This window comes from Nocardia aobensis NBRC 100429, assembly GCF_000308375.1.
GTDB classification, from domain to species: domain Bacteria; phylum Actinomycetota; class Actinomycetes; order Mycobacteriales; family Mycobacteriaceae; genus Nocardia; species Nocardia aobensis.
In genome coordinates this window covers 1-18,707 of the sequence record NZ_BAFQ01000028.1, presented here as the reverse complement: position 1 = coordinate 18,707, position 18,707 = coordinate 1, and the positions used below count along the sequence as shown (strand labels likewise).

At 68.9% G+C, this 18,707-nt stretch carries 16 protein-coding genes and 1 pseudogene; 7 read left to right on the top strand and 10 right to left on the bottom strand.

Features of this window, described 5'->3' with window-relative positions:
- Nucleotides 1-67 precede the first annotated feature (67 nt).
- The 6 genes from RJ03_RS03595 (at nt 68) to RJ03_RS03570 (ending at nt 7,366) form a co-directional block, all read left to right on the top strand.
- On the top strand, nt 68-844 hold the full coding sequence (locus RJ03_RS03595; RefSeq protein WP_232329641.1) for an RluA family pseudouridine synthase: 777 nt from the start codon (nt 68-70) through the stop codon (nt 842-844).
- A gap of 187 nt (nt 845-1,031) precedes the next feature.
- Complete coding sequence (locus tag RJ03_RS03590) at nt 1,032-1,811, top strand: metallophosphoesterase (RefSeq protein ID WP_036498087.1); 780 nt, start codon at nt 1,032-1,034, stop codon at nt 1,809-1,811.
- An 81-nt stretch (nt 1,812-1,892) separates the two neighbouring features.
- Nucleotides 1,893-3,368: a flavin-containing monooxygenase gene (locus RJ03_RS03585; RefSeq protein WP_036498056.1), complete on the top strand. Its 1,476-nt coding sequence runs from the start codon at nt 1,893-1,895 to the stop codon at nt 3,366-3,368.
- A gap of 82 nt (nt 3,369-3,450) precedes the next feature.
- Nucleotides 3,451-5,730 (top strand): ATP-binding cassette domain-containing protein, encoded by a 2,280-nt coding sequence (locus tag RJ03_RS03580; protein WP_083870579.1) that lies wholly within the window; start codon nt 3,451-3,453, stop codon nt 5,728-5,730.
- On the top strand, nt 5,727-6,464 hold the full coding sequence (locus tag RJ03_RS03575) for an energy-coupling factor transporter transmembrane component T family protein (protein WP_036498053.1): 738 nt from the start codon (nt 5,727-5,729) through the stop codon (nt 6,462-6,464). Before RJ03_RS03580 ends, RJ03_RS03575 begins: the two co-directional genes overlap by 4 nt.
- A 224-nt stretch (nt 6,465-6,688) precedes the next feature.
- Entirely contained in the window at nt 6,689-7,366 is a 678-nt protein-coding gene (locus RJ03_RS03570; RefSeq protein WP_245552170.1) for a DUF8020 domain-containing protein, read from the top strand.
- Between the two features lie 108 nt (nt 7,367-7,474).
- On the opposite strand, the gene RJ03_RS03565 is transcribed toward RJ03_RS03570, so the two are convergent.
- From RJ03_RS03565 to RJ03_RS03550, 4 genes are all read right to left on the bottom strand, one after another.
- The gene (locus RJ03_RS03565) at nt 7,475-9,832 is read right to left on the bottom strand and encodes an ATP-dependent DNA ligase (RefSeq protein WP_036498051.1); all 2,358 of its coding nucleotides are present in this window, start codon (nt 9,830-9,832) and stop codon (nt 7,475-7,477) included.
- A gap of 110 nt (nt 9,833-9,942) precedes the next feature.
- Entirely contained in the window at nt 9,943-10,227 is a 285-nt protein-coding gene (locus RJ03_RS35530; protein ID WP_036498082.1) for an antitoxin, read from the bottom strand.
- 32 nt (nt 10,228-10,259) lie between these two features.
- On the bottom strand, nt 10,260-11,411 hold the full coding sequence (locus tag RJ03_RS03555; protein WP_036498049.1) for an MBL fold metallo-hydrolase: 1,152 nt from the start codon (nt 11,409-11,411) through the stop codon (nt 10,260-10,262).
- Complete coding sequence (locus RJ03_RS03550) at nt 11,411-12,136, bottom strand: enoyl-CoA hydratase (RefSeq protein ID WP_036498048.1); 726 nt, start codon at nt 12,134-12,136, stop codon at nt 11,411-11,413. The genes RJ03_RS03555 and RJ03_RS03550 overlap by 1 nt, the downstream gene beginning before the upstream one ends.
- 79 nt (nt 12,137-12,215) lie before the next feature.
- On the opposite strand from RJ03_RS03550, the gene RJ03_RS03545 reads away from it, so the two are divergent.
- Nucleotides 12,216-13,478: an NAD(P)-binding domain-containing protein gene (locus RJ03_RS03545; RefSeq protein ID WP_051024245.1), complete on the top strand. Its 1,263-nt coding sequence runs from the start codon at nt 12,216-12,218 to the stop codon at nt 13,476-13,478.
- 13 nt (nt 13,479-13,491) lie between these two features.
- Here the strand turns inward: RJ03_RS03545 and RJ03_RS03540 are convergent, their stop codons facing one another.
- From RJ03_RS03540 to RJ03_RS35750, 6 genes and pseudogenes are all read right to left on the bottom strand, one after another.
- The gene (locus RJ03_RS03540) at nt 13,492-14,346 is read right to left on the bottom strand and encodes an aldo/keto reductase (RefSeq protein ID WP_036498039.1); all 855 of its coding nucleotides are present in this window, start codon (nt 14,344-14,346) and stop codon (nt 13,492-13,494) included.
- A 232-nt stretch (nt 14,347-14,578) separates the two neighbouring features.
- Nucleotides 14,579-16,297: a carboxyl transferase domain-containing protein gene (locus tag RJ03_RS03535; RefSeq protein ID WP_036498033.1), complete on the bottom strand. Its 1,719-nt coding sequence runs from the start codon at nt 16,295-16,297 to the stop codon at nt 14,579-14,581.
- A gap of 93 nt (nt 16,298-16,390) precedes the next feature.
- Nucleotides 16,391-16,993: a GTP-binding protein gene (locus tag RJ03_RS03530; RefSeq protein ID WP_174372252.1), complete on the bottom strand. Its 603-nt coding sequence runs from the start codon at nt 16,991-16,993 to the stop codon at nt 16,391-16,393.
- Nucleotides 16,974-17,348 carry a DUF742 domain-containing protein gene (locus tag RJ03_RS03525; RefSeq protein WP_025347064.1) on the bottom strand — a complete coding sequence of 125 codons (375 nt, stop codon included), beginning with the start codon at nt 17,346-17,348 and terminating at the stop codon, nt 16,974-16,976. Before RJ03_RS03525 ends, RJ03_RS03530 begins: the two co-directional genes overlap by 20 nt.
- Nucleotides 17,349-17,355: 7 nt before the next feature.
- The gene (locus tag RJ03_RS03520; RefSeq protein WP_036498031.1) at nt 17,356-17,769 is read right to left on the bottom strand and encodes a roadblock/LC7 domain-containing protein; all 414 of its coding nucleotides are present in this window, start codon (nt 17,767-17,769) and stop codon (nt 17,356-17,358) included.
- A pseudogene (locus RJ03_RS35750) lies at nt 17,766-18,707 on the bottom strand (sensor histidine kinase); the annotation flags it as partial. The pseudogene RJ03_RS35750 and the gene RJ03_RS03520, both read right to left, overlap by 4 nt.

The window sequence follows — 18,707 nt, the reverse complement described above, 5'->3', positions numbered from 1 at the left end:
AGCGGGCCGGACCCACCCACCCCTCCTGGCGATATTCGGCCATCGAGCGGCCCACTAATCTGGCCGGGTGGAGACGCACCCGGTGGAGATGGGCTGGCAGCAGCTGGCGCAGCAGTGCCTCGTCGACGAGGACGAGGCGATCATCGCGCTGAACAAGCCGGCCGGTATCGCCGTGACCGGGGAACGCCACGACACCGACCTGGTCGAGTTGGCCGCGGCCGAGGGAATCACCCTCTACCCGGTGCACCGCATCGACAAGGTCACCTCCGGTCTCGTGCTGTTCGCCAAGGACCTGACCGCCCACGGCGGTCTGACCAGGCAATTCACCAAGCGCACGGCCGACAAGCGGTATCTGGTCGTCACCGCCGCCACCGATCTGCCCGACACCGGCGTCATCGACCTGCCGTTGAGCGTCGGACGCAAGAACCGGGTCCGGATCGCGGCGCCCCGCGACACCATCCGGCGCGAGGGGCAACTGTGGACGGTCGACGAGGGCGATCTGCTGGCCGGTAAGAACTATCCGTCCCGGACCGAGTTCACCACCGTGGCGCGGACCGATCGGCACACGATCCTGCTGGCTCGGCCGGTCACCGGGCGGCGGCATCAGATCCGCGTCCATCTGGCGTGGATCGGCTATCCGATCGCCGGTGATCCGCTGTTCGACAAGTCGGGTGAGTATGCGCGCACGCATCTGCATTCGCTGTCGTTGCGGGTGGAGGCGCCCTGGCGCGCGGACTCCGAACTCGCGCTGACCGCTACGCCGGGTGCGGATTTCTTCTCGACGGGGTCGCAACCGATCCTCGAGAATCCGGCCGACCTGCTCGAACAGATCATCGCGGAATAGCCGTTCGCTATAAAAGGTGGCCTCCGTCACGCAGACGGCACGCTGAGGACCTTCTACTCTGGACAAGTGCCGTATCGGCACGCATGCGGCCGAAGCGATCACACCCGGGGGCCGATTCCACACGGGCTCGCACAGGTCGTTCCCGGCGACGGGCGCAACGGTGCGATCCCACGAGAAAGCGGACGCCATGATTCTGTTGGCACAGCTCAGCGATACTCACTTCGATCTGGATCCGCGCAACGCCGAACGAGTCGCCGCCGTCCTCGGCTACCTCGACCGATTACCGCGCCGGCCCGACGCCATCCTCGTCACCGGCGACCTCACCGAATCCGGCACCCTCGCCCAGTACGAGCAGGCCCGCAAATCGCTGACCACCGACATCCCGCTGTACGTACTGCCCGGCAACCACGACGACCGCGCGAATCTGCGACAGACGCTGCTCGACGGCCCCGCCGAGGACGGGCCGATCAACCAGGCCGTCGAGATCGGCGAGCTCACCGTGGCGCTGCTCGATTCCACGATTCCCGGCGCGGGCGGCGGCGAGCTGGGCGAACGCACCTACGCATGGCTGGACCGGTTGCTGGCCGCCACGCCCGCGGACACCTCCGTGCTGGTGGCGATGCATCACCCCCCGGTGCCGATGTACTCGACGGTGGTCGATCCGATCCGGCTCGCCGATCCGGAACGGCTGGAACGTACCATCGCCGGTGACGCGCGAATTCTCGGCGTGCTCACCGGCCATATGCACGCGATGGGCACGACGCTGTTCGGCGGGCGGCAGCTGGTGGTGGCGCCCAGCGTGGCCTCGGCCATCGGCGGGGCATGGGAGGTCGAGGAGCCCGGCGACGTTCCGATCGACTACGCGCCGGACCCGTCCGTGGTGCTGCACGCCGTCGCGGATCGGCGGCTGACCTCGATCGTTCGCACCGTCCCGATGGGCGGGCGGATCCGCGTACAACCGCGCTGAGCACGGTTCGCGGAACGGGGTTCGGAGCCGGCGGCACGCGCCTACAGTGGAGATACTGTTCTCGATTCGAGGAGCGCGCGCATGCCCGCTACCAAGCTGTCGGTCGTCATCGTCGGAGCCGGGTTCGGGGGACTCGGTGTGGCAATCGAGCTGCAGCGCAACGGTTTCGACGACATCACGCTGCTGGAACGGGCCGGCGACCTGGGTGGGGTGTGGCGGGAGAACACCTATCCGGGCGCGGCCTGCGACGTGCCCTCCCCGCTGTACTCGTTCTCCTACGAACCGAAACCGGATTGGCCGCATCGCTACTCCGGTCAGACCGAAATCCTGGGCTACCTGCACACGGTGGCGACGAAACACCGGCTGCTCGAGCGGATCCGCTTCGGCGCCGACGTCACCGAGGCGAGTTTCGACGAACACACCGGGCGCTGGACGATCCGCACCGCAGACGGCGAGATCCGCTCCGCGGACGTGCTGATCTGCGCGGTCGGGCAGCTGTCGCGCCCCCGGATGCCCGATATCGCGGGCATCGAGACGTTCACCGGACCGTCGTTCCATTCCGCGCAGTGGGAACACGACGTCGACCTCACCGGGAAGCGGGTCGCGGTGATCGGAACCGGCGCCAGCGCAATCCAATTCGTGCCCGCCATCGCCCCCGAGGTGGAACGTCTGACGCTGTTCCAGCGGACCGCTGCCTGGGTGGTGCGGCGCACCGACCGCGAGTATCGGCCGATCCACCACGCACTGTTCCAACATGTTCCCGGGCTGCGACTGGCCCAACGCCTGTGGATCTGGTGCTTCCTGGAGTTCTTCGCTCTCGGCCTGGCCGCGATTCCGCCGATCCGGCGCATCGCCACCTGGCTGGGGACGCGCGCCCTTCGCCACGACGTGCCCGATCCGGACCTGCGCGCGAAGCTGACACCCGACTACCCGGTGCTGTGCAAGCGGGTGCTGTTCTCCAACGAGTACTACCCGGCGCTGGTGCGGCCGAATGTGGACGTCGTCACCGAGCCCATCGCCGAGGTGGTGCCCGAGGGCGTGCGCACCGCCGACGGGACCATATATCCGGCCGATGTGATCGTCTACGGTACCGGCTTCAAGGGCAGCGAATTCCTCTGGCCGATCCGGATTTTCGGACGCGACGGTGCGGACCTGGAGAAGGTGTGGGCCGAGGGGGCCCGGGCCTATCTCGGGATGACGGTGCCGGGATTCCCGAATCTGTTCCTCATGTATGGCCCCAACACCAATCTGGGCATCGGCTCGATCATCTACATGATCGAATGCCAGGCCCGCTACATCCGGCAGGCCGTGGGCTATCTGAGCGAACATCCGGGATCCTGTCTCGAGGTGAAGCCCGAGACCGCGGCCGCCTTCGACGCGCACACCCAGCGCCGGTTGCTGCGCACGCCGTGGACCGCGTGCTCGAGCTGGTATCGCAATGCCGCCGGGCGGATCACCAACAACTGGCCCGGCACCGTCACCGCGTACCGCGTGCGCACCCGGTCGCTGAACCCGGACGACTACGTGCTGCGCGCACCGGAGCCCGTCCGCACGTGATGACCAGCGCGAGCGGTCCGCGCGAGCCCTTCGCGCCGGCGAGGGCCGTCCCGCAGTCGGCCGGTGCTGGCAGACTTGAGCCGTGACCGCGCCTCCCTCCGCCGGCGCCGAGCCGCGAATCGCTCACGGCCCGCTGCGCCCCGTCGAACTCGCCACCGCGGCGGTCCTCGGTGGGGTGACCGTCGGGCTGGTGACCATCGGCTCGGTGGTGCCCTACGCGGCGGCCCTCAATCTGGTCGCCGCGGTGCCGATGGGTCTGCTGGCGCAGCGCTACCGGCTGCGCGCCATCCTGGGTGCGACCGTCGCCGCGACCCTGGTGAGTTTCGTCGCCGCCGGTCTGGTGCCGGCGGCCACCGTGGTGAGCGCGGCGACGATCGGCGGCATCATCGGCACCGTCAAACGGCGGCGACTCGGACTGATCACGGTCTTGTTCCTGTCCTCCCTGGCCGGCTTGATCTGGGCGGCGTTCTCGGTCGGCATGCTCTTCCTGTTCGCCGCCTCGCGCCGGCTGGTCTTCGACAACGTGCGCAATATCGCCCAGGGCATCGATCACATGCTCTCCCGGCAGCAACAACTCGAATCGCTGGGCAACGGTGTCGTCTCGGTGACCGACGGAGTGCTGGCCTGGTGGTGGCTCTACATCGGCGGCGGCGTGTTCCTCGGCGTGGTCTTCACGGCGGTGTTCTCCTGGTTCGTCCTCGGCTCGGTCCTGGATCGCCTCGAGTGGTTGCCGGGGCGGGATCGGCTGGAAGCGCCGGCCGATACGCGGGCGGTCGCGCCGGTGCCGGTGCGGTTGCGCGGCGTGTCCTTCCGCTATCCGGGGGCGCGTGCCGATGCGCTGACCGAAATCGACCTCAGCGTCGAGATCGGCGAATTCGTCGCCGTCGTCGGCCACAACGGATCCGGTAAATCCACGCTCACCCGCCTGTTGGCCGGACTTCCGCCTACCGCCGGCACGGTCGAACGTCCCGGTTCGGCGGGGCTCGGCGTGATCGGCGGCACCGCACTGGTGCTGCAGCGGCCCGAGAGCCAGACACTCGGAGTCCTGGTCGCCGACGACGTGGTGTGGGGCCTGCCCCCCGAGGCCGCGCGGGCCGTCGACGTGGAGGCGCTGCTGTGCGAGGTCGGACTGAGCGGGCTCGGCGGAGCGGAGACCGCGACCCTGTCCGGCGGCCAGCAACAGCGCCTGGCGGTGGCGGCCGCCCTGGCACGTGATCCCGCACTGCTCGTGGCCGACGAGGCCACCTCGATGATCGATCCGGACGGCCGGCGCGAACTGGTCGCGCTGCTGGCCGGATTGCCCGCCCGGCACCGGATGGCCGTCGTCCTGGTCACCCACCACGAGGCCGACGCGGCGGCCGCCGACCGGGTCATCCATCTCTCCGGTGGCCGCCAGGTCGAGCATCTGCCGGTCTGGCCGCGCCCGGCGCGCAATCTGCGGCGCTGCCCGATCGGCGAACCGCTGCTCGAACTGCGCGATGTGCGCCACACCTACAATCGCGGTACGCCGTGGGCGGCGACCGCGTTGCGCGGGGTGAATCTGACCGTCCACCGCGGCGAGACGCTGCTCGTGGTCGGCGGCAACGGGTCGGGGAAATCCACCCTGGCCTGGATCATGGCCGGGCTCGTCGTGCCGACCACCGGCAGTTGCCGGCTGTGCGACTACACCGGCTCCCGGCCCGTGCACAAGCGCATCGGCGCGGTCGAGCTGGCCTTCCAGCATTCCCGGCTGCAATTGCAGCGCCAGACCGTCGGCGCCGAGATCGAGGACTGGGGCGGGCACGGCACCGGCTCCGGCGCGGTGGGCCGCGCGCTCGACGCGGTCGGGCTGGACCGGGCGATGGCCTCGCGCTCGATCGAGGAATTGTCGGGCGGTCAGGCCAAGCGCGTGGTCCTCGCCGCGATCGTCGCCAGCCGTCCGCAGGTCGTGGTGCTCGACGAACCCCTGGCCGGACTCGATCCGCAGGGTCGCGCGGAAGTCGTGGAACTGCTCGCCCGGCTGCGTGATTCGGGACTGACGCTGATCGTCATCTCGCACGACGTGGCCGATATGGAGAGCGTCTGCGACCGCACCGTCCACCTGCAATCCGGTCTGATTCTGGAAAGCCTGCCCGCCGTCGCGGCCACCGCCGACAGCCCGTCCGATACCGCCGGCGCTCCGGCGGCCTCTCCGGGACCGGCCGAACCGGTGGTAGGTACGCCCGCCGACGGCGACGGACGCGGGGAAGCCGGGATCGCGGGCACGCGATCCGAACCCGTTCAGGCGGGCACGGACGGCGCGCGCCCCGAACCGGACCCAACTCGGCTCCGGAAGCGCCACAGCCGGGGCCGGCACGGCGACGCCCTCGGAGGTGCGCGATGAGTATGGTGCTGCTGCGCGAAGTTCCGGTCGAGAGCCCGATCCATCGGCTCTGGGCCGGAACCAAGATGATCGTCGCCTTCTTCATCAGCCTCCTGCTGATGTTGCAGCCCACATGGCCGGTACTCGGTGTGGTGGTCGCCTTCCTGATCGTGATCGGACTGGCCGCCAGGCTGCCGCTGGGCACGCTGCCACGGCTGCCGTGGTGGTTCTGGGCGCTGATCGTGCTCGGCGGACTGATCACCATCCCCACCGGCGGAACCGCCGTCCTGCGGTATGTCCAGGTGACCCTGTTCGGGCTGATCTTGCTGACCACCTCGTTCCTGATCGCGTGGACCACCCCGATGAGCGAGATCGCCCCCGCCCTCGCCAAACTCGGTGCGCCGCTGCGGGTGCTGCGGATTCCGGTGGACGAGTGGGCGGTCGTGGTGGCCTTGACCCTGCGCGGACTGCCGCTGCTGATGGACGAGATCCGGGTGTTGCGCGCCGCCCGCCGGCTACGTCCCAAGGACGGTTCCATGGCGCGCGGAGCCGCGAATCCGCTCGTGGACATTCTCACCGCGGCCATGGCCGTCGCCACCCGCCGGGCCGGCGAATTGGGTGAGGCCATCACGGCACGCGGCGGGACGGGCGAATTGACCGCCCATCCGGCCGGACCCCACCGCGCCGACTACCTCGCCCTGATCGTGTCGGTGCTGGTGTGCGGAGGCGCGGCGGCCATCGGCGTGTTGCTGTAACTCGCCGAGGCAAATAGTCAGCAATCTGCCGCACGGGCGGGCAAATGTGTTCGCTTTGCGAAAAACCAAGTCAGCGGATCGAATTCGCTCCACTTTACGACCGAGTGAAGGTACGGTTACTTCAGTGAGTTAGCCGGACCACGGCTCCACGCGCAGGGGTTGAAATACGTCGGGGGTATTGGGTTCTCAGCGCGCGTCGTTTTCGGCTGCCGAATGTCTTCCTGATGGAGATTGGAACCGGAATGTTTCTGCGCAAGTTCGCCGCCGTTGCCCTTCCGGCAGTGGTGGCCGTTGCCCTCGGGGCAGGTACCGTCCATGCCGATACCGGCGCACCCACGGTGCGCTACGAAACCCATCTGACGGGCAACACCGTCGAAACCACTCTCGACGGCGGCTTTTTCCGCGTCGACGCGGGCGGACGCACCGTCGACGTCACCGACGCCGACGGCCGGACACTCGTCACGCTGCCGCTGTCCTTCCGGCAGGACGGCCTGGAGTACCCCATGCCCCATCAGGTGCGCGACGACGCCCGGGTCCTGGATCTGACCGTCGTGAAGGACGCCGCGGCGGCCCGGCCGGTTCCGGTGACGCCGGTGGCGTCGCCCCGGGAGAATCAGAATGCGATGAACGCCTTCGCCACCCAGTTCGGGCTCGCGACGGCGATCGGCAGCTTCGTCGGAACGGCCGCCGGCGCGGTCATCGGCGGTGTGATCGGGGCAGCCGCCGCCCTGCCCACCGGTCCCGGCATCATCGCCGGATTCATCACCGGCGCAACGGTGGGAGCCATCATCGGCACGATCGTGGTCGGCGGCCCCGCATTGATCATCGCGGGTGTCGACCTGGTCAGCACGCTGGCCGCCCCCGCCGGCACGACCAAGTGGAACGACACCACCACGTACTGAGGTCGCGGCGGCGCTCGTACGATCCCTGCCCGGCGGCCGCGACCCACCCGGTCGCGGCCGCCGAGTCCTGGTCCCCGAGTGCCACATTGCCGCAGCGTGCGGCGCCCGCTACTTCGCCTCCGGTACCCACGCCGGGTGCCACAGCCGCCCGGATTCGGTCCAGTTCATATACCGCACCGTGCCGGATATCTTCGGCGTCGCCCAGACGGCATCCTTGCGTTCGTCGGCGGTCAGCTCGTTGGCGAAAGGACTGGTCTTGCGGCGCAGCGGGCGCAGCCGCGCGGTCAGCTCCGACATCTCGTGATCGCTGAAACCGGTGCCCACGCGACCTATGTAATACAGCTCGCCTTCGTGGCGCACACCCACCAGCAGAGAGGCGAATTCTCTTGCGGCACTGCGCCGCCAGCCGCCGATGATCACCTCCTGGGTGCGCCAGTTGCGGGTCTTGACCCACGACTGGCCGCGCTTGCCGGGCAGATAGACCGAATCCTTGCGTTTGGCGACGACTCCCTCGAGACGATGCTCGCGGCTGTATTCCAGGGCGTCCGCACCCGTACCGTCCAGACGCGGCGGAACCAGCAGCGCGGGCACGCCCTCGGCCAGCGCCTCCAGCACCTGCCGCCGATCCGCGTAGCGCTTGCGCAGCAGCGAGGTGCCGTCCAGATACAGCACATCGAAGGCGACCAAGTCCGCCTGCGCCGGATCCGCCTGCAGCAGAGCCAGATTCGATGCCCCCTCGGCGTCGGAGACGACCGCCTCACCGTCCAGCACGATCCGATGCCCCCGCAGTTGCCGCCCCAGCTCGGCGATCCGCGGATAGCGGCCGGTGACGGTATTGCCCGCGCGGCTGCGGATCACCACGCCGTTCTCGTCTATTTCGACGATGACCCGGAACCCGTCCCATTTGGTCTCGAAGACCCAGTCTCCGGCCCCGAGTTTCGCCACATCCCCGGAGGTCGCCAGCATCGGTGACAGCCCGCGCGGAAACTCGGCCCCCGACCGCGCGGCGGAATCACCGCCCGCGGCATCGGTTTCGGAGCCACCGCGCCCGCGTTCGGCGGCGCCGTCCGGCAGGGCGCCGCGCTGCCCGTCGGTCGAACTGCCCTGTCCCGCATCCTCTTCCGGCTCGGCGGCCTGTGATTTCATCAGGTGCATCAACCACTGCTTGCCGTCGGTGCGGATGAAGGCGTAGCGGCCGTTGAGACGCTCGCCGTGAAACTGGACGATCACCTCGTCCGTGCGCCACTTCTCGGTGTCGTAGGTGCCGGTATCCCAGATCGTCATCTGCCCGGCCCCGTATTCGCCACTCGGGATGGTGCCGTGGAAATGCAGATATTCCAGGGGGTGGTCCTCGGTGTGCACGGCCAGCCGGTTCTGCGACGGCGAGGTCGGCGGTCCCTTCGGCACCGCCCACGACACCAGCACACCGTCGCGTTCGAGCCGCACGTCCCAGTGCAGTCGCCGGGCGTGATGTTCCTGCACCACGAAGCGATCACCGGCGCCGGGGTCGGGCGGGCCGGGCGGAACCGGTTCGGGGGTGCGGGCGGGGTCGCGCATGGATCGGTAGGTCTGCAGCGGATCCGGCGCACCAGGACTGCCCAGGGGCGGATCCAGGCCAGCCAGCAGATCCCCGTCGGTGCGCCAGCGTTCGAGCACCTCGTCGAAACGCAACTGCCGCAGATGGTGTCGATCGGCGATTTCGTCCCAGCTGCGCGGCGCCGCCACCGTCGGCTGCTCGCGCCCGCGCATCGAATACGGCGCGATGGTGGTCTTCGCCGGATTGTTCTGGCTCCAGTCCAGAAAGATCTTGCCCGGTCGCACGGCCTTCGCCATCGTCGCCGTGACCAGTGCCGGATGCAACTTCTCCAGGCCGGTCGCCAGCTGTTTGGCGACCGTCGAGGCGCCGCCGGGACTCAATACCCGATCCAGTGGCACGTAGATGTGAATACCCTTACTACCGCTGGTGACCGGATAGGCGTCGAGACCGGCGTCGCGCACGGTATCGCGAATCCACAACGCCACCGATGCGCAATCGGCCAGTTCCACTCCGGGCCCCGGATCGAGGTCGAAGACGATGCGGGTGGCCGGGCCGCGCGAGCCGTCGACGAAGCGCCATTGCGGGACATGGATTTCCAACGACGCCTGCTGTCCGAGCCAGGCCAGACCGGCCACCGAATCGATGACCGGATAGTTCACCCGGCGATCGGAATGTTCCATCGGCCGCCGCTCGATCCATTTCGGTGCGTGCGCGGCCAGATTCTTCTCGAAGAACGAGGATTCGCCCACCCCATTGGGCCAGCGCTTACGCGTCACCGGACGATCGGCGATATGCGGCAGCAGAGCCGGTGCGATGGCGGTGTAATAGTCGATCACCTCACCCTTGGTGGTGCCCGTCGCCGGGTACAGCACCTTGTCGAGGTTGGTCAGACCGACCTCGATACCCCCGAACTCGCGGCGCGCCGCCATAGTCGCAGTGTAAAGCGAGAACGGGCACCACCGGAGGAAGGAACCTCCAGGCGGTGCCCGTTGTCGATCGGCGAGTGAGCCCGGGCGAACCGGGCATCCCGCCGCGCCCCTCAGCCCTCCGGCGGTTGCGGCGCCTGCGGCGGTGTGGCAGGCGGAGTCTGCGGCGGCGTGGCGGGCGGCTCGGGCGCCGGCGGCGGGGTGTTGCCGCCCTGCGGGGTGATGTTCTTCTTGATGGCCTCGGTGCCCTTGTCGATGTGATCGGAGTACTTGCCCCCGGTCTTCTCGTTGACGAAGCCACCGGCCTTGTCGAGCGCTCCGTGCACCTTGTCCGCGTTCTGCGAGGCCGCGTCGCGGCCCTTACTCACCAGCCCCTTGAGCGTATCCATCAAACTCATGAAGCCCACTCCTTCACTCGTCGACTGCGTTGCTAGCGCACATCCTCCCACCAGGAGACCTGCGGTGATGCCGCATCGGCATCGATCCGCCCGCCGGGAAGCGGCACCACTACCCGGGTACCCGCCGCACGCGCCGCTGCAACAAGTCTCCGGACCGGTTCCGACCAGCCGTGGAAGGCCAGGTTGAACGTGGCCCAGTGAATCGGCACCAACATGCCGTATTCGGCGTCTCCGACGCATACGTCGGCGTGGGCGCGCACCGCCTCCTCGGGATTCATGTGCACATCCGGCCAATGCACGTCGTAGGCGCCGATCGGCAGCAGGGTCAGATCGAACGGACCGTAGGTCGCGCCGATTTCGGCGAACGCCTTCGTGTATCCGGTGTCGCCGCCGAAATATGCCCGTCGGCGCGGGCCCGCGAAGACCCACGATGCCCACAGCGTGGTGTTGCGGGTGAAGCCGCGCCCGGAGAAGTGCCGCGCCTCGGTACAGGTGACGGTGAGCTCACCGCGCCCCGGACGGGCGATGGATGTGGAGGTGTTCCAATCCAATTCGATGATGCGCGCCTCCGGCACCTGCCATTTGCGCAGATGCGCGCCGATCCCGATCGGCACCACGAACGGCGCGTCCTGACCGGCCACCAGCGCGCGCACGGTCTCACGGTCCAGATGGTCGTAGTGATCGTGCGAGATGACCACCGCGTCCACCGCGGGCAGTGACGACAGCGGCGCCGGCACCGGATGCAGCCGGGCCGGGCCGACCAGTGGCGACGGCGAGACCCGCTCGCTCCACACCGGGTCGGTGAGGATGCGGTAGCCGTCGACCTCGACCAGCGCGGTGGCGTGGCCGAACCAGGTCACCGCCAGCTCGGCCGCCTGCTCGGGGTGTTCGGCGCTGGCCAGCGGGATCTGCGCCGGTGGCCGCCCCACATCGCGACGGGTCAGAGCCGACAGCAGCAGGGACGCACCCGAGCCGGGCGTGATCTGGCTGCTGGGTTCGGTGTTGTGGAACTGGCGGTCGCGGTAGCTCGCCGACCGCGTCGCCAGCGGCGCGATGGCGGCGGCGGATGCCCCCATTTCCGCGGGAATCCGCCACGCCGCCCGTGCCACCCAGCGCAATCCGACCAGCCCGGCCGCGGCCAGCGCCGCTCGGCGGGCGGCCGCGACGATCTCGGTGCCGGCCATCAGCGGCCCACGAACTTCGCCGCGCGCTTCTGTTCCCGCGCCAGCCGCGCCTCCTCGGCGTCGGCGCTGCGCCAGGCGGCCTCCAGGGCCGCGCGCTGCTCGGGGGTGTCCTCGCCGCGGGTGCCGTCGTCGTTGAACACCAGCTTGAGGTGACGCAGCGAGAGCGGGGCGAGCTGGGCGATCGACTTCGCCCATTCCTGCGCGTCGGCCAGGGTGCCGAGGCGGTTGGCGAAGCCGAAAGTGTATGCGTCGGAGGCGGATACGCTCTCGGCGCCCATCAGCACGGTCCGCGCCGGGCCGCCGCCGATCAGCGAGACCAACCGGCGCACCGTCCAGCGATCCACGGAGATGCCCAGTTTCGCGGCCGGAATGGCGATATAGGAATCCGGGCTCATCACCCGCAGGTCGGAGGCCAGCGCCAGCTGCACACCGGCGCCGAGCGCGCCGCCGTTGATGGCGGAGATCACCGGCACCGGCACCGTTTCGATGGTCTGCAACAGACCGAGCAGTCCGTCGAGGAAATCCGACGAGTAGACGCCGGACAGATCGGCGCCGGCACTGAAAATCGGACCCTGACCGGTCAGCACGATCACCCGCGCGTCGGCCGCCGCGGACGTGACGGCCTCGCGCAACGCTGCCACCAACTCGTCGTTGAGGGCGTTGCGGCGCTGCGGGCGCTGCAATTCGATGGTGACCACATCACCATCCCGGCTCACTGCGAGCATCTGACCTCTCCCCATTCGCGCGATTTCTCCTCCGGGGGCGCACCTCACCGCACCCGCCGGTCGGTATCGACTCCACTGTATGCGCCGGACGGTTGCCGCAACGCACCCGACGCGTACTGTGACGGCGGTGACCGCACCCGATTTCGAGATTGTGGTGATCGGCGCCGGCCAGGCCGGACTGTCGGTCGGCTATCACCTGCGGCGGCTCGGATTGACCCCCGGCGTCGATTTCGTCATCGTCGACCACTCCCCCGGGCCCGGTGGCGCATGGCAATTCCGCTGGCCGTCACTGACTTTGAGCACGGTGAATCGCGTACACGACCTGCCGGGGATGTCGTTCACCGAAACCCTGCCGGCCGGTTCGGATTCCGTTTCCGCCGCCACCGCGGTGCCGCACTATTTCGAGCTGTACGAAAAGCGGTTCGACCTGCGGGTTCGGCGGCCGGTCTCGGTGCGGGTGGTGTGCGACCGAGCCGGCACCGCAACATGTCCGGGGACGTTGGTGGACGGGCTGTTGCACGTCGAGACCGCGATCGGCGAAAACCTCACGGCCGCACAGGGTTCCGTTACCGAGCCGGATACGGCCACCGATTCGCGGCGATCGACGGATGCGCTGACCGAGTTACCGGGCGCCACCGGCGAGACCCTTCGTGTGCGCGGCGTGATCAACGCGACCGGCACTTGGGAAAAACCGTTCATTCCGTACTATCCGGGCGCGGAAACCTTCGCCGGGCGCCAGTTGCACGCCCACGACTACCGCAAGGCGGCGGAGTTCGCCGGGAAGCACGTCGTGGTGGTCGGCGCGGGGATCTCGGCGGTCCAGCTGCTCGACGAGATCTCCCAGGTCACGAGCACGACATGGGTGTCGCGGACGGAGCCGCGCTGGCGGGAGGGGCCGTTCGGGCCCGATGAGGGCCGCCGGGCGGTCGCGATGGTCGAGGACCGCGTGCGACGTGGGCTGCCGCCGCGGTCGGTGGTGTCGGTGACCGGACTGCCGGTCGACGACCGGATTCGCGCCGCCCGCGCGCGCGGCGCGCTGACCTGGCATCCGATGTTCGCCCGCATCGAACCGGCGGGCGTGCGCTGGGCCGACGGCAGCTTCCGGGCCGCCGATGTGATCCTCTGGGCCACCGGTTTCCGCAGCGCGCTCGACCACTTGGCCCCGCTGCGGCTGCGCGGGCCCGGCGGCGGCATCACGATGACGGGCCGTCTCGCGACGCAGGTGGCCGCCGACCCGCGTATCCACCTGATCGGTTACGGGCCGTCGGCCAGCACCATCGGCGCAAACCGGGCGGGACGCGCCGCGGCGGTCGAACTCACGCGCTATCTGGCGCTGCCCTGAGTGCCGCAGCGCCTCAGTCGAGCCCCATCGTGAACGTGTCGGGGTCGGGGCCGACGCGGCTGCCGGTATCGAGCGCGTTGAGGGTGGTCATCTGCTCGGCGTCGAGTTCGAAGGTGAACACGTCGAAGTTCTCCCGGATGCGCTCGGGATTCACCGACTTCGGAATGACGATATTGCCCAGCTGCAGATGCCACCGGATCAGGACCTGGGCCGGCGTGCGGCCGACCTGTTCGGCGACCGCGGCCACGGTGGGATCCTTCAGTTCCGCGCCCTGGCCGAGCGGACTCCAGGCCTCGGTGGCGATGCCGTGTTCCGCGTGGAAGGCACGCAGCGTGTTCTGCGCGAGCGCCGGATGCAATTCGACCTGATTCACGGCCGGCACTTCACCGGTCTCACCGATCAGTCGCCGCAGCTGTTCCGGCTGGAAGTTCGAGACACCGATCGAACCGATGCGACCCTGCGTTTTCAGTGACTGGAAGGCGCGGAATGTGTCGACGTAGCGGTCCGCGCTCGGCACCGGCCAGTGGATCAGATACAGATCGAGGTACTCGAACCCCAGCCGCTCCATACTCGCTTCGAACGCGCGCAGGGTGGAGTCGTAGCCCTGGTCGGCATTCCACAGTTTGGTGGTGATGAAGACCTCGTCGCGCGCCAGCCCCGATTCGGCGATCGCCCGCCCCACCTCGGCCTCGTTTCCGTACGCCGCCGCGGTGTCGATGCTGCGGTACCCCGCCTCGAGCGCGGCGGTCACTGTGTCGAAGGTCTGTTCCTCCGGCACCTGGAAGACCCCGAAGCCCAGCCTCGGAATCAGATGGCCGTCGTTGAGAATCACCGACGGTACTGTGCTGCTCTCGCTGCGAAAGGTCACCGTTCCGACCGTAGAAGCGGTTTGCCGAGCCGTCAACGACGCGCACCTGCGTGTTCGGGACATATGCCCCTGGCAGGCAGAACACCGAAGCTCGGCGTTCGTCGCTGCGTGGTGTCCGTGGCCGCAGGCTGTGGTCCGGCAGGCGTACGCGGCACTCGGATCGGTGACGCGATCGCTTCGGTCGGCACCGGCGTGGGCGTCGCGCTCCTTACGGCAGGGTGACGGTTCGTCGTCAGCCGGGAACTCCCAAGCGGCGGTAGCGGTTCTGCCGCCGGGCGCGGAGGGCGGCGGCGGGCTGCGTGCGGAGGGCGGCGACTTCCTCGGCGATCGCGGCGACCATGCGCCGGGAGAAATCGATGGGTTCGCGGGCTGCGTCGGGATGTTCGGCGACGATGCGGTCGACGACGCCGTCGGCGAGGAGGTCCGCGGCCCGGACCCGTTGGTCGGCAGCGAGTTCCGCGGCGTGTTCGGTATCGCGGAAGACGATGGCGCTGGCGCCTTCCGGCGGAAGTGGGGCCAGCCAGCCATGCGTGGCGGCGAGGACACGGTCGGCGGGAAGCAGCGCAAGTGCGCCGCCGCCGGTGCCCTGCCCCAGCAGAACCGAGACGGTCGGCGTGCCCAGGGTGGCCAGATCGGCCAGGCAGCGGGCTATTTCGGGGGCCAAGCCGCGTTCCTCGGCCTCCTGTGACAGTGCCGCACCAGCGGTATCGATGACCATGACCAGCGGAATACGAAGTTCGGCGGCCAGGTGCATACTGCGGCGCGCCTCGCGCAATGCCGCCGGCCCCATGGTGTTCTCACCGGTCTGACCGGCCCGGTCGTGACCGAAGATCACGCACGGCTCGCCGCGCAGGCGGGCGAGGGCGTGGACGACGGTGCGGTCGGATTCGCCCTGCCCCGTACCGCTCAACGGCACCCGATCGGTCGCCTGCCGCAACAGCTCACGAATGCCGGGACGCCGCGGATCACGGGAGATCAGCACCGACTCCCACGCCGGTGTGTCCGCTCCCTCAGCGCCCGGCGAACCCACTCGCTCCACACCCGGCGCACCCGCTCGCCCGACACCGGACACATCGGCCCGCCCCACATCTGGTGCATCCGCTCGGTCGACAGGCGGCGCATCCACAGCGGTCTGCCCGGTACTCGAATCATCTTGTGGCGCTGAGGCATCCCGCTCGGCGGGTTCTCCGGCCGCACCGCCGGCGACGCCGCCGTCACCGGGCGGGACTCCCGGCAAATCCTGCACGGGCGAAGCGAAATGTAGCGAATCCGCCTGTCCCGCAACGAGAACCGCGACATTCAACACGCGGTGCGCGATCCGGCGGAAGAACCGGACCGGCACCACCCCGTCGATGACCCCGTTGCGATACAAATTCTCCGCGGTCTGCACGCCCTCGGGGAACGGCCGGTCGTAGAGCGCTTCGTACACTCGCGGGCCCAGGAATCCGATCAGCGCCCCGGGTTCGGCGAAGGTTATGTGCCCCAGCGAACCCCAGGAGGCGAACACCCCGCCCATCGTGGGATTGCGCAGGTACACCAGATAGAGGTGGCCGGCCGATTTGTGTGCGGCCACCGCGCCCGCGATCTTCACCATCTGCACGAAGGCCACCGTGCCCTCCTGCATGCGGGTTCCACCCGAGGTGGGCGAGGCGAGCAGGGGCAGACCCGACGCGGTGGCGCGTTCGACGGCGGTGACGATCCGCTCGGCGGCCGCCACGCCGATCGATCCGGCGAGAAAACCGAATTCACACGCGATCACCGCGACGCGCCGCCCGCGCAACCGTCCCTCACCGGTCAGCACCGATTCGTCGGTACCGCTGCGCTCGGCCGCGGCGGTCAGTTCCGCGCGATAGGCCGGCGCGGCGGCGACCTCGATCGGTTCTCGATCCCAGCTGCGATATGAACCGGGATCGAGCACACCGTCGAAAAACTCACGCGCCGAGATCTTCACGCCCCGAGCGTAACCGCGCCGGACCGGGCGATCGGCGGTCGTGGTACCACCGCGCGCCGACGCGGCCGCGTCGTGCGGCCGGTCGCCGGCGTATCAGTAACCCTGAACCACTTTGCGCAGCGCGTACTCGGTGACCGAGACCAGCGCCTGCTTCACGGGCTCGCGGCGGCGCGCGTCGATCGACATGATCGGCACGTCCGCCGGGACGGCCAGCGCCTGGCGGATGTCCTCCAGGGGATACCGCGGTGCGTCGTCGAACTCGTTGATGGCCACCAGGAACGGCAGCCCACGAGCCTCGAAGTAGTCGACGGCGGCGAAGGAATCCTCGAGCCGTCTGGTGTCGATCAGCACTACCGCCCCGATGGCGCCGCGAATCAGGTCGTCCCACATGAACCAGAAGCGGTACTGGCCGGGTGTGCCGAACAGATAAAGCACCAAATCGTCGGCGAGGCTGATCCTGCCGAAGTCCATGGCCACCGTGGTGGTGGCCTTCGTCGGCACGGCGGCCAGGCTGTCGACGCCCACACTGGCGTTGGTCACCAAAGCCTCGGTGCGCAGCGGAACAATCTCCGATACAGCACCGACCAAGGTCGTCTTACCCACACCGAAGCCACCGGCCACCACGATCTTCGCGGAGGTCGGCTTGGCGTTGCGGGTATCGACCTGGGCCGTCGAATCAAATACGCCGGAGTCCACTGAGAACCCTTTCGATCAGCTCGCGACGTTCATCGTCGCTCGAATCGTCTTTCAAAGTCGCCGAAACTCGAACATGTCCCGCCTCGATGAGGTCGGCGACGAGCACTCGAGCCACCCCGATCGGAATACCCAGTCGGGCAGCAAGTTCCGCAACAGATGGCGATTCTCTGCACAACTCCACGATTGACGTCTCGATGTTGGTCAGTTCGAACTGCCGCTCTAGGGCGACCGGATGCGATGCGACGAGCGCCTCCAATGCCAACTCCACCGTCGGTCGCGTACGGCCGGCGGTCAGCGAGTACGGACGGACGAGGCTGGGCTCGGCGCTCCCCACGTGCTGGTTGTCTATGTCCATCCCACCATCAGGAACCCATCGTGACGCGAGGTGTGGCCTGGACTGTCTGGCCCACCCGCTCGACCAGCAGAGCCATCTCGTAGCCCACCTGGCCGATATCGCAGGACGTGTTCGTCAGCACGGCCAGATAGGACCCGTCACCGACTGCCATGAGCAGTAGGTAACCGTGTTCCATCTCGACCACGGACTGCAGTACCGTGCCGCCTTCGAACAGGTTCGAAACGCCGACAGAGAGGCTGGCCAAACCTGCGGTCACGTCGGACAGCTGTTCGGCACGGTCGACGGGCAATTGAGCGCTCGCGGCCATCAACAGGCCGTCCGCCGAAACCAGCACGGCATGAGCGACGCCCGGAACCTCGTTGGCGAAGTTCGAAACCAGCCAATCCAGCTGACGGTTCGTACCACCTAGATCGGGGTTCATCGGTCTCCTTTATCTCCGGTTAGGTTCATTGCTCCCATTGCGCGGCCATCCCGGACGCCCTGCTGGTGACGACTCAGACTTGACCTGATCGACTCTGGGTCGCGGCTCGGCGTCCGATCGGCCCGCCCGGTGACACCACCGGGAACCAGCCGATTACCGGGATCGCGCTGCGGCAATCCGGCCGCCGTCCGCTTCTCCGACGAGGTTTCCACTGCCCGCCGGGCAGCCTGCCAGCCTTCGTCACCTGGGGATTCGAAGGAGGCGGCGACTTGGGACCGGTCCGGGTTGGGGTCCGCGAGCCACGCCGACATCATCTCGGCGAAGATCGGACTCCCCCCTTCCGACGGGCCGGCGTCGGCTGCGGGCTGCAGCCGAGTTTGGAAGAACGATGCCGTCTTCTGCGGATTCGACCGGTAACTGTGACGGCCGCGTTCGCGGCCCTCGCCGGATTCCGCATTCGCGTCCGCGGCGGAGCTGTCCCGCTGCGGCGCATGACGTCCGGGCAGGCTCAGCCCCGGGGTGGGTTCCGGCCGCGGCGGCAGACCGGCGCCCGGTTGCCGCTGCGGCAGACCGCCCGCGGCCGGGGCACGCTGCGGCAGACCCTCATTCGACTCTCGTTGCGGCAGACCACTTCCGGCGTCACGCTGCGGGAGTCCGCCGATGCCCTCGCGCTGTGGCAGTCCACCACCGGCACCGCGCTGCGGCAGACCGCTGCCCGAATCCCGTTGCGGGAGGCCGATTCCGGCGTCCCGCTGCGGCAGACCGTTACCGGCGTCCCGCTGCGGCAGGCCGCTTCCGGCGTCCCGCTGCGGCAGACCGTTACCGGCATCGCGCTGCAGACCGGTGGGTGCACCCTCGCGCGACGGCGCGCCGTTGGAACCCGGGGTCCGCTGCGGCAGGCCGCCGCCCGCGCCGCGCTGCGGCAGGTCGCCATTGGA

What these genes read in the sequence shown, in the direction of transcription:
- RJ03_RS03590 (WP_036498087.1), top strand. Translation starts at nt 1,032, where the DNA reads ATGATTCTGTTGGCACAGCTCAGCGATACTCACTTCGATCTGGATCCG.
- RJ03_RS03585 (WP_036498056.1), top strand. Translation starts at nt 1,893, where the DNA reads ATGCCCGCTACCAAGCTGTCGGTCGTCATCGTCGGAGCCGGGTTCGGG.
- RJ03_RS03575 (WP_036498053.1), top strand. Translation starts at nt 5,727, where the DNA reads ATGAGTATGGTGCTGCTGCGCGAAGTTCCGGTCGAGAGCCCGATCCAT.
- RJ03_RS03570 (WP_245552170.1), top strand. Translation starts at nt 6,689, where the DNA reads ATGGAGATTGGAACCGGAATGTTTCTGCGCAAGTTCGCCGCCGTTGCC.
- RJ03_RS03565 (WP_036498051.1), bottom strand. Translation starts at nt 9,832, where the DNA reads ATGGCGGCGCGCCGCGAGTTCGGGGGTATCGAGGTCGGTCTGACCAAC.
- RJ03_RS35530 (WP_036498082.1), bottom strand. Translation starts at nt 10,227, where the DNA reads ATGAGTTTGATGGATACGCTCAAGGGGCTGGTGAGTAAGGGCCGCGAC.
- RJ03_RS03555 (WP_036498049.1), bottom strand. Translation starts at nt 11,411, where the DNA reads ATGGCCGGCACCGAGATCGTCGCGGCCGCCCGCCGAGCGGCGCTGGCC.
- RJ03_RS03550 (WP_036498048.1), bottom strand. Translation starts at nt 12,136, where the DNA reads ATGCTCGCAGTGAGCCGGGATGGTGATGTGGTCACCATCGAATTGCAG.
- RJ03_RS03545 (WP_051024245.1), top strand. Translation starts at nt 12,216, where the DNA reads ATGCGCCGGACGGTTGCCGCAACGCACCCGACGCGTACTGTGACGGCG.
- RJ03_RS03525 (WP_025347064.1), bottom strand. Translation starts at nt 17,348, where the DNA reads ATGGACATAGACAACCAGCACGTGGGGAGCGCCGAGCCCAGCCTCGTC.
- RJ03_RS03520 (WP_036498031.1), bottom strand. Translation starts at nt 17,769, where the DNA reads ATGAACCCCGATCTAGGTGGTACGAACCGTCAGCTGGATTGGCTGGTT.